Here is a 13,892-nt window from a genome sequence, read left to right on the forward strand (position 1 = left end):
GCAAAAGCTCCAAATCAACCGAATTTGCCGGTGATGTACTCTTGGGTGAGCTTCTCTTTCGGGGTGACGAAGAGTTCTTCGGTATGCCCGAGTTCTACCAAATCTCCCAGATACATAAATCCGGTGTAATCACTCACACGCGCGGCTTGCTGCATGTTATGGGTAACGATGATGATCGATACGCGCTCTTTGAGCTCGATTACGAGTTTTTCGATCCCCTGAGTCGAGATCGGATCGAGTGCAGAGGTCGGTTCGTCAAAAAGCAATACTTCGGGCTCTACCGCGATCGCACGAGCGATACAAAGACGTTGTTGCTGACCCCCTGAGAGACCGTTTGCATCGTGTTTAAGACGATCGCTGACTTCTTTCCAGATAGCGGCATCTTGGAGCGCTTTTTCTACACGTCCATCCAGCTCAGTTTTATTTTTAATCCCTTGCAAACGCATACCGTACGCGACGTTGTCATAAATTGACATCGGGAATGCGGTCGGTTTTTGGAAAATCATCCCGATCTTGGTGCGCAGATGGATCAAATCTTCTTTTGGATCGAGGATATTGCGTCCTTCGAATTCGATTTCACCCTCATATTTATTTCCCGGATAGAGATCATGCATACGGTTGAATGAACGAAGTAACGTTGTTTTCCCGCAACCGGATGGTCCGATGAGAGCCGTAACGGAATGTTTGGCAATCGGCATGGTCACTTTTTTCAAGCTCGGTGCAGCGGCACCTTTATAGGTAAAGTCAAAATTGCGAACCTGGAGTGCGCACTCTTCTTTGATATCGATAATACTTGCCATAGTTATTTCCTTTTTCCGGCTAATAAAATAAGTCGTCCGATGATATTCAGACCCAAAATAAACATCGAGAGGATAAAGGCGGCTGCCCATCCAAGCTGCTGCCAGTCATCATAGGGACTGATCGCATAGTTAAACATGGTAACCGTCAGTGAAGGCATCGCTTCGTTCAGGTCCGTCGTGAAAAAGTTATCGTTGAACGAGGTAAAGAGCAAGGGTGCAGTTTCCCCTGCTACGCGGGCAACCCCGAGGAGCACCCCCGTCAAAATCCCCGCTTTTGCACCTCGGTATACGACGTCCATAATCACTTTGTATTTCGGAGCACCCAGAGCGAACGCCGCTTCGCGCAATGTTCCGGGGACGAGCTGAAGCATATCATCTGTGGTTCGCAAGATGATCGGGATCATAATGATCGCCAATGCGATAGCTCCCGCCCAAGCACTAAAATGCCCCATCGGCATGACGACAACCGCATAGACGAAAGCACCGATGACGATAGAGGGTGCCGACATCATGATATCGGATATATCGCGGATCGTATGGGCGAGTTTAGAGTTTTTACCGTATTCGCTCAAGTATGTACCCGCCATAATCCCCAGAGGAACTCCTATGAGGGTAGCTAGACCGACAAGGATCAGCTGACCGACAAGGGCATGTTTGAGACCGCTATCTTCGTATCCCGGAGGTGAACCTTCGTAGATGAAGATATTCCAGTTCAGCGCATCGATCCCTTTCATCATTAGGATTCCGAGAATCCAAAATAAAAATCCTATGGCAATGACAGCACTAAGGGTGGAGAATCCAAGTGCCAATTTATTGATGATTATACGTTTTTGAACGGCAGTCATTAGGCTTTTCTCACTTTACGTAAAAAGTAAAACTTTGCGATAGCGATGACAACGAAGCTCATAATGAGCAATGTGAGCGCCAATCCAAAGAGGCTGGAGAAATAAAGTGAACTATCGGCTTCGGTAAACTCATTTGCGAGGGTAACCGGAATCGAGGTGGTTGGATCCATGATGGAGCTTGGGGTGTGGTGAACATTCCCCATAACAAAGGTTACCGCCATCGTCTCACCGATCGCACGACCGAGTGCCAAAATGAGTGAACCGATAATCCCCGCCTTAGCGTAAGGGATGATAACGTCTTTGATAACATCCCATTGGGTGCCGCCGAGCGCGTAAGCGGACTCTTTAAGGATATCGGGGGTGGTGTTCATCGCATCACGGGTAACGGCTGCCATAAACGGAAGAATCATGATCGCTAAAACGATCCCAGCTGCCAATAGACCGATCCCCATTCCTCCGAAGATATCGCGCAAGATAGGGACAAAGAAAAACAGACCCCACATACCGTAGATGACCGATGGGATCGCGGCAAGGAGTTCAACGCTGACACCGAAGAACCCTTTGATTTTGTCATGGGCAATTTCACTCAGGAAAATTGCGACACCGATTGCGACAGGAATTGCGAGAAGCATTGCCAAAAAAGTGGAAGCGACGGAGCCGAAAATCGCTGCGTATGCACCGAATTTATCGAGGTTCGGTGCCCACTCGTCTTTGGTAATAAAATCGAGTCCAAACGTCTGCATTGCTTCGGTCGACTGATTAAAAAGGACCACAAATATCCACGCAACGATGAAAAGGATCAACAAAGCGCTGAGTCGGGTCATGTTTAAGAAGATTTTATCAATCATGCCAAGCCTTACCTAGAAAATATGCGCAATTTTAGTGCAGGATGATTACAACATTGTTACCAAGTGGACTTTTGTCCATGAAATAGCCTCTTCCCGAGTGAAAAAGAGTTGACTCAATTGTGCCTCGTAGGCGGATTCTAAAATCGTTTTAAATGCTTCCGAGGGAGCTAACCCCAGAGCGATAAGATCTCGCCCTAAAACTAAAGGAGGGGGGGCGGAGTGTAAAACTCCCAGAGCGGATGAACGTTCATAAAGCCATTCTCCCGCTTCAAATGTTTTGGGTATTGTACCGTTAAACGAGCGTCCGAAAAAATCGGCTTTGGCAATTTTTATCAAGTCATCGATGCAAACATGGGTACTGAGATGGAGTATATCGGTGTCGTTGGCCTTACATCGATAGAGTTTACGAGGCCAACCGTGGTAGCGAATCAAAGGTAAAATAGCTTCAATCAGGGTTTTGTCTTCCGTAATTTTTTCCAACCAATGACGAGCGATATCGACACCGATTTCAGCGTGTTTTGGAGCGTTTAAAACCCCCTCGACGGTAATGGTGGTATCGGGTTTGCCAATATCGTGCAATAACATCGCTAACATCAATATAAGGTCACTCCGCCATTCTCCCAGACGCATTGAAGCCATCGTATCGAGTGCCATCAGCGTATGGTTCCAAACGGAACCCTCAGGATGCGAAGAGGTCTCTTGAGGGGTAGATTCAAAACGATCCAATAGAGAGAAAAACGGGAGTCCCCCCATCTCTTTTAATAACGTCATTCCGATAGAGGGGCGGTTACTCCGTAGAAGGAGCTTTTTGAACTCTTCAAAAATCCGCTCTTTGGGGAGTTCTTGGAGAGCGCCTTCGGTGATCATCTTCTGACATAGGGCTAACAGTTGTTTGTCACATGTGAGTTCAAAGCGGGCAGCAAACTGAACGGCGCGTAATATTCGCAGAGGGTCATCTACAAAGGTTTGAGGATCGACACATCGGAGCTGTTTGTACTTTAAATCCTCAACCCCGCGATAAGGGTCGAGTAATGTTTGGGTGATGGGGTCGTAACCGATGGCATTGATGGTAAAGTCACGACGGCGAGCGGCAGTGGCAAAATCAAGATCACTAAACCATGTCGTCTCAAACCCTTTGTGACCAAATCCTGATTTGGATTCGGTACGCGGCGGTGAAAAATCGATCGAATATCCCGCATAGGTGAGCTTAAGAACACCGAAGCTTTTACCGTAAACCCCGAGCTTTCCAAACGGTTTGAGGAGTGTTTCGAGTGAATCGAGGGAGGTGACACCGTAGAGCTCGATATCCAGATCATGCGTGGGGTGTCCACTAAAATGATCGCGGACAAATCCTCCGACAATAATAGGTTTGATCCCCTTGGATGAGAGATGCTCTACCAACTGCATCAAGGGGGGAGATATCGGGATCATTTTTTGGTTATTTTCTTTTGTTGGATCAGATTGGCGAGAGAAAAACTAAAGGTTGAACCGACCCCTTGCGTACTTTCGATACGCAGTTCAGAATCATGCAGTTTGAGGATATAGCTGACGATGGAGAGTCCTAATCCCATGGAATTATCCCAGCGATTTTTTTGGACGCGGTAAAATTTAGAGGTAATTTTGTCCAGTTCGGATGAAGCGATACCGATCCCCTTATCGCTGATACTGACTGTTGTATCGGTAAGGGTAACGGTAACCTCTTCCTCGGAGTATTTCAAAGCGTTGTCGATCAAATTAGTAAGGATCAGCTCTATCATCGTTTTATCGGCAAATACGGTTTTGGATATCCCGACATAACGGATGGATCGATCGGAATATTTGGCCTGTAAAATTGAAATGGAGTCCAAGCAAACATCGGAAAGTTCAAACAAGGTAGGTTTAATGGAGAGATCGTTGTTTTCCAATTTCACCGAGAGGGCGAGACGGTCTAACATCAGAGTTACACGATGGGTATTGGAGAGGATTTTGTCCAAAAACTTCTCTCGAATTTTCGGATCGAGCGAGAGATCATCATGGAGGGTTTCGGCGTAGCCCATAATCGCGGCGATCGGGTTTTTAAACTCATGGCTGATGGCGGAGAGGATATCGTTTTGCTGTTTGTTGATGAGACGAAGTTTGGCGGTGTGTTTGCGCTTTTGTTTGTCTCGGTTATTGAGCTTTTTAACCAAGTTTTTGAGCATGATGGAAATTTGCAGGAACTCTCTAAAATATTCGGGCTTCAGAACTGCACGATAGTTTTTAGCCGATATCTGATCGAGATAATTGGTAATTTGCAGAATATCAAAGCGCGCTTTTTTGGAGATTTTATAGGCGATAATGAGGGCAAGGATGATTAAAGCGCCAAATGCCCCCACGAGTTGAATCCAAAGCGCATAAAAATGGTCCATTACCCCCTCTAAACTCATAGCCAGACGGATATAAAATGTTTTATCGGGAGTATTGATTTTATGGGCAACGTAGATAAAATCGGTTTTAATGGTGTTTGAATAGCGAACTGCTACCCCATAAGGTTCAGTCATTGCATGCATCACTTCGACGCGACCCGCGTGGTTTTCCATCGTCTCTTTATCGGCATCGCTTTCAGCGATGACCTCTCCTGATTCATCGATTACGGTAACACGGAGAAAGGTTCTTCCCGCTGCCTGTGCGACAAAACGGTCAAAGTCTTGAGTTGTTGTGAGCAGTGGTTCGAGGAGATTGATATTTTCGATCAGCCGTTCTTCTCCGTCGTGAATAATCATCGATTTGAGGGTAAAGTAGCTAATCAGCGAGGCAACAAAAAGTGCGGCAAGAAAGAGACCTAAAACATTGAGGAAAAAGAGCTGATGAATTCTTAGCACAGTGTGTAACCAACTCCCCGTACGGTTTTTATGTATTCTTTTGTTTTGTCTGGATCGATTTTTTCTTTGAGGCGATTGATCGCGACGTTGACGGTACGATCTTGGTATACTTCATCCCCGCCCCAGACGTGTTCTAAGAGGTAATCGCGCTCAAGTACGACGTTTTCATTCACGATCAGAGCATGGAGGAGATCAAATTCGAGTTTGGTGAGTTCAACAGGGGTTGCGTTGATAGCTACGGTACGAGCTGCGAGGTTGAGAGAGATGTCACGGTAGGTGAGATTCCCCTCGGCAGAGAGTTTTTTCGTACGGCGCAAAATCGCTTTGACCCGTAAAATCAGCTCTTTCATACTGAAAGGTTTGGTGATGTAATCATCCCCGCCCCGCTCAAATCCCTGCTCTATCTCTTCGTCTTTGTGCTTTGCACTGACGAAAATGACGGGAGTTTGGATACCCCGTTTGCGAAGTGATTCGACAAACTCGCTCCCCTCGGCACCGGGGAGATTACGATCCATGAGGATGAGATCGACTTTCTCTTCTTCGAGGACATTGACGACGTGTTTAGTATTGAGAAATCCGATGGTCTCGTACCCCTCTTTTCCTAAGTGATACTCCATCAGTTCCAAAATATCCTGTTCATCTTCGACAATCAGTATCAGCGTTTCCACCAGTAACCTCTTTAGGGTAGATTTTGAGTAGGTAAACATCTGCAGACTAATTGTGCAGATTTAGTTCTCCGCCTTTTTGTGCAAAGACCATTAATGAGGCAATATTGACCGTACGATCACCGATACGCTCTAACTTGCGCAAGGTCCCTAATACTCTGACATATTCAACGGCAAGCTCGTTCGCGTCAATGATAAGTGTCAAAAGCTCTTTTTCCATAATCGAGAAAAGATCGTCATTTTTCGACTCTTCCACCATGACTTTACGGTACACATCGTCCGCATCACATGTTCCAATATCATTCAAACATTCAGTAATGTATTGTAACGCATTGATCGTCGTTTTGTGCAACTGAACGATAGCATTGGTTAAAACAGACATGTCGCACCCGCCCATGCAGTGATCGTGGAGACGCTTGCTGTATTTTTTGAGACCGTCACCGATACGATCGATTTCATTGGTCATTTTAAGATAGGCAACGAGCAAGCGCAATTCATCGGCTTCAGGTCCGAAGAGGGCAAATGTTTTGATGATTTCGTTATCGATTTTGTTAGCATCGCTCTGGAGATTTTTAATATACGAGCGTGAGATTTCATACAGTTCGGCATTATCGGTTTCAAATGCCTTAAGCGTCTCTTCGCTCGATTGGATGATCTGAGAGAGCATAAGCGAAATCATGCTGCGGATTTCGTTGAGTTTGTTTTCATAGCGTGGTAGCATTGGTGTGCCTTTGAATAAATGATGTGCGCGATTATAACCATGATTTATAACCGAGAGATTACAAACACAAGTAGCGCTTTGTAATCGTTTTGTTACCCGATACTTCTACAATGCCGCCATCAAAAATTCCAAAAGGATTCTACTATGTTCAAAAAAGCAACACAAGGTTTGGTGATCGCAGCTATCGCGGCAACATCGATGATCGCGGCGGACAAAATCAACGGTGCGGGTGCAACGTTCCCGGCTCCATGTTATTATGACTGGGCATACAACTACCAAAAAGCGACAAAAACTCGTGTCAACTACCAATCAATCGGTTCAGGCGGCGGTATCAAACAAATCACTGAACGTGTTGTACAGTTTGGTGCAACGGATGCACCATTGACTCCAAAAGAGCTTGCAGCGGCGAAACTTTTACAGTTTCCAGCGGTTTTCGGATCACTTGCGGTAGCGCATAATCTTCCGGGTGTTGCAGATGAAAAACTAAAACTCAAAAACAGTGTTGTAGCGGATATCTTCGCGGGTAAAATCACAATGTGGAATGATCCTGCTATCGTTGCGGACAATGCGGGGATCGATCTTCCGGCGAAAAAAATCATCGTTGCACACCGCTCTGACGGATCAGGAACGACTCACGTATTTACCGATTATTTGAGCAACGTTTCTCCGATGTGGAAAAGCAAATTCGGAACCGGTAAAGCGATCGGCTGGGCAACCGGTGTCGGCGGAAAAGGGAATGAGGGTGTAACGAACATCATCAAACAAACACCATACTCTATCGGATACATCGAAAATGCGTATAAAGAGAAAAATAATCTCTCAGCGGCTACTTTGCAAACGGCTAGCGGTAAATGGGTTGCCGCTCGTCAAGCAAACTTCCAAAACGCGATTAAACAAGCATCATGGTCTAAAAAAGACCATTTCTATGGCTCACTTGTTGTGGAAAAAGGGGATTCTACCTATCCGATCGTAGCGGCAACGTATATCTTGATGCCACGTGAAACAGCTGATATCAACCAAGAAACAATCCAATTCTTTGACTACTCATTCCGTAACGGTGATAAAGCAGCTCAAAAATTGGGATATATCCCACTTCCGGTTGAAACAACAAACCTTGTCCGCGAATACTGGGCAGAGAATAAATAAGTTTTTTTTGTCATTCCCGCTTCACCCGATGCCGTTCGTGGTGAGCCTGTCGAACCATGAACACCCTTCGACAGGCTCAGGGTGAACGGATGAAAAATTACGATTTCAAGCCACCTCTAAACACATCTCGATGTTTTTAAAGGTGTCCTAATCAGACCCAATATTCATTTCTCCTTCTTCAATTCCTTAAGTTTGGCCCATCTCTCCTTGCGTATGCGTTGATATGGGCGTTTTTACAATTGTATACCCATCTGTTTTTCATTCATTTTTCTTATCGTAATCATATTGTAATGTAACATTGACGTAATCTATTTTTTCTACAATGACACCACTAAAAAACAGGAGTGATTCTTATGAAAAAAGTTGCATTATCTGCCCTTGCTGCGGCGATGATTAGCGGTATCGCATCAGCCGATGCGTTGACCCTTTACAGTGATCCAAAAACAGGACAAGTCTATACCACTGCTGGCGAAGGGCGTGTGGAGATGGGTGATTTCATTAGTGCTAAAGAAGTTGATATGGCACAACGTGAAGGTGAGTCTGCATTTTCTGAGTATAAAGAAAATATGAAAAAATACACCAATGTAACGTCTAAAGCGAAAAAAATCGAATTTAGCGGAACGCATTATCTTGGATTTACAACAGCTGAACCTGAAACAGAAAGTTCTACAAAAGGGCGTTCATCAGGCTTTGAAATGCGTCGTAACTACGTTCAAGTAAAAGCATTTTTTAACGATAAAGACTATGCACGTGTAACAATGGATACAACAAAAGAATTGGCAAGTTCAGTAGGGACATCTTTGGATGATGACACCAGTTTGAAAACATCACAAGGTGGCGGTTATGCGGATGTATTCGTAAAATATGCGTATCTTTATTTGGATAAAGTGCTTCCATATACCGGTGTAGAGATGGGTATCGTTCACCGTCCATGGATCGATTATGAAGAGCACAATGCATGGCATTACCGCTCATTCAATAAAGTTGCTTTAGAAGAAAAAGCAACTCCAACGGAAACCGGTGTTGATCTTATCAATTCAGCGGATTTCGGGGTAAATTTCAAAACTAAAACGGATATGTTCAGTTCTGAAATCGGTATTTTCAACGGTGAAGGTTACCATGGAGATAAAAAAGCTGGTAACCAACAAAATGACTCTAAACTCTCTGTTGAGTGGCGTTTAACGGGTCACTTGATCGGAAGCGGTGAAAAAGTTGGTAAAAATGACCGTACAAAAGATACTTATTTGAACGTTTCAACGATGGGTATTGTTTCACACAATCACAAAGATGATAATATCGCTATCGGTGATGCGGCTGAATACGATCGTACTTTCTACGGTATCCATGCCGTCTATAACCAACCTGAATTTTTGCTTGCAGCACAGTACGTAAAAGCAAAAGATGATGTTCGTTTGGAGACAGGAACAGACTCTGAATACGATTTGATCTCTATCAATGCTGAAATTCGTCCCTTTACAGACTGGACTATCATCGGACGTTACGATGATTACAAAAAAGAGAACAAAACAGCAGCAGGTGTAAAAACAGTTTCGTATGAAGGGGATAAAAAGATCCTTGCTCTTGCGTATAAATACAATAAAAATGTAAGCTTTATCGGTACAGCAAAATATCTTGATGAAGAAAGCGCAGCTGGAACAGATAATGGTAATTCAAAAGATGTTTACATGTTAACTACCGAATTGAAATGGTAATCGTTTAACCTTTCATTCTCTTCTTCTCCCAGTCATTGCGGACTTGATCCGCAATCTGGGCTCCTGAATCAAGTTCAGGAAGACACAGTAAACCTCAATTTTTCGCTACAATACACCCCATATCACTTAATAAAGAAACCTAACTATGATCCCTGTAAACTTAATCCTCACGATAGTGGGACTGCTGTTTCTTCTCATCGGCTTGGTGGCACTGTACGTTTGGAGCAGTAAGAGTAAAACAGTTCCTCAAGAAGTTTCTTCAACGATTGAAACGTTTGAATCGCTCAGTGCGATCATCAAAAACCGCTCTTCGAGCAGCGTCGAACTCACCCATGCTGTGGATACGATACTGAGTCGTTTTGGAACGATCACTTCTCATACCTCAAACTCTTATAAACATTTGCTGGAAGCTCTCTGTACACACCCTAAAACCGATTCGAAATTGATACTGCGGTTTGAAAAAACACTACGGACCAATAATCCAACCCATGCGCATGAGATCGAACAATCGCTTGCTCTAGGATTAGCTTCTAGAGGCTAGTTCCCGCATCCTTTGAATTCGAATTCATTTTTCCTAAATGAGACCGTCTCATCGGGTTTTGGAAACATAGGAGCGATGGACTTGATTTGTTGTTCTACTGCATGGTCAAGTCGCTCACTCCCTGAACTTTCATCAATTTTTATATTGATCGCTTCTCCATTTTGGGTCAAATCAAAAGAGAGAATGACTGTCCCTCTTAGACTAAAACGATTCATCTCTCTGGTACATTTGATCTTGCGGGACAGTATCGAATCAACGGTTTCTTTGTGGGGATATTTATACTCTTCTTTTACCGGTGTCGGCGGCGGAGTTTTCGGCGTGGCAACGGGTATCACGTCTGGAGTTTTGGTCACAGGAATCGGTACCGGCGCAGGGATCGTGTGTTGAACGCTTGGGATGATCGGTTTATTCTCTGTGACGACACGTGGTGCAAGCGGTGTTACAACGCGAGGTTCTGTCGCTTTGGGTGTCGGAGTCGGTTCGAGCGTTTTAGGGCTAGGCTGTGGCGGCTGAATAGCAGGAGTCGAGAGGGTCGCCTCATCCGGTTGCATTAAAATTTTGAGTTTAATCTTTTCGCTCGGCATCGGCATGGTTTTATGGAGCACGCTCAATGCTCCGATCACCAGGGCAAAGAGTGTTAGGTGAATACCTACCGAGATCAGAAAAGGGTTAGTTGCGCGCACGTGATCCAAAGTGTATTAGAGTTTAATTTCTACTTTGGATGATTTACGAAGCGTATCGGTTGTTTTGTTCATGAGTGCTTTAAACTTTTCCAATTTGATAAATTGGGTAATCTCTTTTTTTGCGGCTTCGAAAGGGACGATTTTATCCCCTTGTTTCATTTTGTCTTTGTTCGCATCGTAAAATGTTTGCGCCTCTTTGTCGGTAACGCTGATTTTAGCCATTTGCTGTTTCATCCACATATCGACCGCTAAATCGTTTTTGATCGCTGCGTATTGTGCTTTGAAGGCCGCAGTGTTTTGGATACCGCTTTTAGCCACTTGAGCTTTAATAAGCTCTTGGTTAACCAGTTGTTCAACCACTTGGCGCTTCATTTTGGCATCGAGTTTGTCATAACTCATCCCACCCATCGCTTTGCTAACGAACGTGTTAGCATCGTTTGTGGTGATCGCTTTTCCGTTTACGGTAGCGAGGGTAGCGGGAGCGGCATACATAAATGAAGAGCTTAAAACAAGTGCGGCAAGTGTATGGGAGAGTTTCATAAGGTTCCTTTTGGAAAATAATTAGAGACATTATAGTGAGGTTTGATTACGTAAATGTTAATAAAGAGGATAAAAGAGTGAAGAATGGTGGACCCTAGCGGGATCGAACCGCTGACCTCGTCGCTGCCAGCGACGCGCTCTCCCAGCTGAGCTAAGGGCCCAAAGATATTGGAGCGCCATTATACGATTAGGGCTCTTAAAAGTCAATGAGGAAAAAAATGAGGGAGACGGTAAAGTTTTATTCTCATCGTGTCGATATAGAAGGTATGAAAAAGTTAGCCCTAATTATCATCTTCGGTATATCCAGTGTAGTGTTGAGTGCGGAGGAATTTACAATTCAGACGATCAGTGCCAAAAAAGAGGCTTCGATCACTCCCGCTTTTGAAAAAAAGGTGCATAAAAGTGCACTCCCCTCGGTAAAGAAAAAAGAGGGAGAATGCAATATTGTGACGGTTGGAAAGTATCACTCAACCAAAGCGGCACATCATGATCTCAAAAAAGCGAAAGCAATCAGTGCAGATGCTTTTGTCCGTACCGTAAATCGTACTACCCCGAACGTATGCGCGAGTAAAAGCGAAGCACCGAAAACGGCGATGAAAGATGTGAATACATCCGTTGTCGTTCCGAACAAAAGCGAAGCGGCAGTTGCGGCAGTAAAACATGAAGAGCCAAAAGCGGCAGAACCGGCTCCTACAGTCTCGGTAACTCCCGCGCCTGTTGCAGCAGTTGCGGAGCCAAAAGCTGAAATACCGTGCAAAGTTCAGCCCTGCGAGAAAGTCTCCAATAACGTCTATCTCTATGACCGTAACCTTGGACGTAAAAGCGATATCCATGAAGCTATCGAATTTTACAAACACTCACCATATCACTCTTTCCGCCCTGTAGCCCTTCAAAGCAGTAAATAAAGCTTTAGGGCTCTTTGTTTATCGCACTGTAGAGACAATCCAAATCTAATTTATGCAATTTTTTCGCTTCCACGTGGAGCGATTCGAGCAATTCGAGTGCATTTTCTCCGTTTGAGGGGTAACAGACCGCTGCGGAGGGGATAGATTCAGCAAATAAATCTTCAATCATTTTTTTAACAATACCGCATCCGTATCGGTCCGTATAAGGCATAACGAAAAAATAGTGATGTTCGTTATGGACGATGGAATCGGAAGTGCGCAGAAGGCTGGGGAGATTCGTATCGATCAACTCTTGTGAGATTTTTGAAAAATCGCAAAACAGTATCGTAAAACTTTCCGAACGGTTTTCATCCAACCGATCGGAGATTCCGATATTGAGATCGATTAACGATGCAAAATTATAAAACGAAAACAACACTCCCGCCATTTTGACTCCTTAATTCATTTGAGTATAGTATAACGTAAAGTTTTAATTTCGGGTCAAATCGGCAAGTCGAAGAAGTATGCGAACCCGTAATACATACTGTAAAGGCCATAAATGAGGATCGCCAATGCGGCGATCCGGTTCATCGTTTGACGAAATGCGATCTCTTTAAAAAAACTGACCGATTGACCCAGTGCGAGGAGAGTCGGAACGGTAGCGAGACCGAATGCCGCCATGATCAAGCCTCCGTCGATAATCGACGCAGATGCCGCCGCTTTGGCGGCGAAGAAAAAGACAAATCCGCAGGGAAAAAAGCCGTTCATAACCCCAAGGGCGAAAAAACTTCCGATGGTTTTGCTTTTGATAAGGCGGGAAAAGAGGGATTTGAACAAAGGGTTGCTTGAAAACCCCCTCTCCAGAAGATGAATCACTCTGGACAGTCCGAACATTCCCAGCGCCGTGATAATCATAATGATGCCGGCAAAGATAAACAATACTCCGTGCATCTCCATGCTTAGGCTCACCAGTGCACCGATACCGCCGAAAATCATCCCTAAAATAACATACGAACTGACACGTCCGATGTTGTAGGCACTGTGGCGGATGAGTTGCGCGCCTTTACCCATAGAAGCATCGATTTTGGTCGAGCTGTAGGCGACAATAAACCCTCCGCACATCCCGACACAGTGACCAAAACTTCCTGCGAACGCGATGGAAACGATCAACCACCATTCGATTGAATACATAAATCAACCTTCTAAACAATATCAATATTCTAAATAATTTTTGTTACAACAGTGTTAAGACTTAACACAAATTTAACAGTTCTATGAAACAATAGCATGAAATTATTTAAAGGCTTCGTGAATGAAAAAAGTTTTCCTCTCTTTAGTGGTATTGGTTGCGGTTTCGAGTGCCGATCAGCTGGTTAAACTCAATGTAAGCGGTATGACCTGTCCTTCGTGTGCAAAAAATGTAAAAGAGTCATTGAACGACGTGCTCGGAGTTAAAGAATCGAGCGTTTATCTCAAAGAGGGTAAAGCGGAAGTAAAAGTATCAGACGGCACCAAAGCCGAAACAATGTGTGATGCGGTTAAAAAAGCGGGTTATGGCTGTACGGTAGCAAAATAATTTAACGTCATAACCTCGTAGGGCGTAAAGCGTTAAAAAAATGATAACTGCTTATCGTTTTTAGCTTGGAGCGGGGCATCGATGTGTGTGT

At 44.5% G+C, this 13,892-nt stretch carries 16 protein-coding genes and 1 tRNA gene; 5 read left to right on the forward strand and 12 right to left on the reverse strand.

Translation table 11 applies throughout. The features are described 5' to 3' along the window. Positions 1–14: 14 nt before the first annotated feature. From pstB to B649_RS00100, 7 genes are read right to left on the reverse strand one after another with little or no spacing between them, the layout of a single operon-like run. A complete protein-coding gene (pstB, locus tag B649_RS00070) occupies positions 15–800 on the reverse strand; it encodes a phosphate ABC transporter ATP-binding protein PstB (RefSeq protein WP_015652457.1) in 786 nt (261 codons plus the stop codon). 2 nt (positions 801–802) lie between these two features. Continuing rightward, positions 803–1,645: a phosphate ABC transporter permease PstA gene (gene pstA / locus B649_RS00075; RefSeq protein WP_015652458.1), complete on the reverse strand. Its 843-nt coding sequence runs from the start codon at positions 1,643–1,645 to the stop codon at positions 803–805. Further along, positions 1,645–2,493 carry a phosphate ABC transporter permease subunit PstC gene (gene pstC / locus B649_RS00080; protein ID WP_015652459.1) on the reverse strand — a complete coding sequence of 283 codons (849 nt, stop codon included), beginning with the start codon at positions 2,491–2,493 and terminating at the stop codon, positions 1,645–1,647. The genes pstA and pstC overlap by 1 nt, the downstream gene beginning before the upstream one ends. A 45-nt stretch (positions 2,494–2,538) precedes the next feature. Beyond that, complete coding sequence (locus B649_RS00085) at positions 2,539–3,924, reverse strand: HD domain-containing protein (protein ID WP_015652460.1); 1,386 nt, start codon at positions 3,922–3,924, stop codon at positions 2,539–2,541. Next, positions 3,921–5,333 carry a HAMP domain-containing sensor histidine kinase gene (locus B649_RS00090; RefSeq protein WP_015652461.1) on the reverse strand — a complete coding sequence of 471 codons (1,413 nt, stop codon included), beginning with the start codon at positions 5,331–5,333 and terminating at the stop codon, positions 3,921–3,923. Before B649_RS00090 ends, B649_RS00085 begins: the two co-directional genes overlap by 4 nt. Beyond that, complete coding sequence (locus B649_RS00095) at positions 5,327–6,001, reverse strand: response regulator transcription factor (protein WP_015652462.1); 675 nt, start codon at positions 5,999–6,001, stop codon at positions 5,327–5,329. The genes B649_RS00090 and B649_RS00095 overlap by 7 nt, the downstream gene beginning before the upstream one ends. Positions 6,002–6,047: 46 nt before the next feature. After that, entirely contained in the window at positions 6,048–6,719 is a 672-nt protein-coding gene (locus tag B649_RS00100) for a PhoU domain-containing protein (protein WP_015652463.1), read from the reverse strand. 144 nt (positions 6,720–6,863) lie between these two features. On the opposite strand from B649_RS00100, the gene pstS reads away from it, so the two are divergent. The 3 genes from pstS to B649_RS00115 all read left to right on the forward strand — a co-directional run bounded on the left by pstS (position 6,864) and on the right by B649_RS00115 (position 10,118). After that, on the forward strand, positions 6,864–7,865 hold the full coding sequence (pstS, locus tag B649_RS00105; protein ID WP_015652464.1) for a phosphate ABC transporter substrate-binding protein PstS: 1,002 nt from the start codon (positions 6,864–6,866) through the stop codon (positions 7,863–7,865). Between the two features lie 353 nt (positions 7,866–8,218). Further along, on the forward strand, positions 8,219–9,577 hold the full coding sequence (locus tag B649_RS00110) for a hypothetical protein (RefSeq protein WP_015652465.1): 1,359 nt from the start codon (positions 8,219–8,221) through the stop codon (positions 9,575–9,577). 145 nt (positions 9,578–9,722) lie between these two features. Beyond that, positions 9,723–10,118: a hypothetical protein gene (locus B649_RS00115; RefSeq protein WP_015652466.1), complete on the forward strand. Its 396-nt coding sequence runs from the start codon at positions 9,723–9,725 to the stop codon at positions 10,116–10,118. Here the strand turns inward: B649_RS00115 and B649_RS00120 are convergent. The 3 genes from B649_RS00120 to B649_RS00130 all read right to left on the reverse strand — a co-directional run bounded on the left by B649_RS00120 (position 10,115) and on the right by B649_RS00130 (position 11,502). Then, a complete protein-coding gene (locus B649_RS00120) occupies positions 10,115–10,801 on the reverse strand; it encodes a TonB family protein (RefSeq protein WP_041192354.1) in 687 nt (228 codons plus the stop codon). The two genes, B649_RS00115 and B649_RS00120, sit on opposite strands and share 4 nt — an antisense overlap. A 15-nt stretch (positions 10,802–10,816) precedes the next feature. Further along, a complete protein-coding gene (locus B649_RS00125) occupies positions 10,817–11,341 on the reverse strand; it encodes a SurA N-terminal domain-containing protein (protein ID WP_015652468.1) in 525 nt (174 codons plus the stop codon). Between the two features lie 85 nt (positions 11,342–11,426). Then, a tRNA-Ala gene (locus B649_RS00130) sits at positions 11,427–11,502 on the reverse strand. Positions 11,503–11,559: 57 nt separating this feature from the next. On the opposite strand from B649_RS00130, the gene B649_RS00135 reads away from it, so the two are divergent. Beyond that, complete coding sequence (locus B649_RS00135; protein ID WP_015652469.1) at positions 11,560–12,246, forward strand: hypothetical protein; 687 nt, start codon at positions 11,560–11,562, stop codon at positions 12,244–12,246. A gap of 4 nt (positions 12,247–12,250) precedes the next feature. On the opposite strand, the gene B649_RS00140 is transcribed toward B649_RS00135, so the two are convergent. Beyond that, the gene (locus B649_RS00140; protein ID WP_015652470.1) at positions 12,251–12,673 is read right to left on the reverse strand and encodes a hypothetical protein; all 423 of its coding nucleotides are present in this window, start codon (positions 12,671–12,673) and stop codon (positions 12,251–12,253) included. Between the two features lie 53 nt (positions 12,674–12,726). Next, complete coding sequence (locus B649_RS00145) at positions 12,727–13,416, reverse strand: sulfite exporter TauE/SafE family protein (RefSeq protein WP_015652471.1); 690 nt, start codon at positions 13,414–13,416, stop codon at positions 12,727–12,729. Between the two features lie 121 nt (positions 13,417–13,537). Between B649_RS00145 and B649_RS00150 the strand changes: the two genes are divergently transcribed. After that, a complete protein-coding gene (locus B649_RS00150) occupies positions 13,538–13,801 on the forward strand; it encodes a cation transporter (RefSeq protein WP_015652472.1) in 264 nt (87 codons plus the stop codon). Positions 13,802–13,892: the final 91 nt, after the last annotated feature.

It is taken from the genome of Candidatus Sulfuricurvum sp. RIFRC-1 (assembly GCF_000310245.1).
In the GTDB taxonomy this organism is placed as follows: domain Bacteria; phylum Campylobacterota; class Campylobacteria; order Campylobacterales; family Sulfurimonadaceae; genus Sulfuricurvum.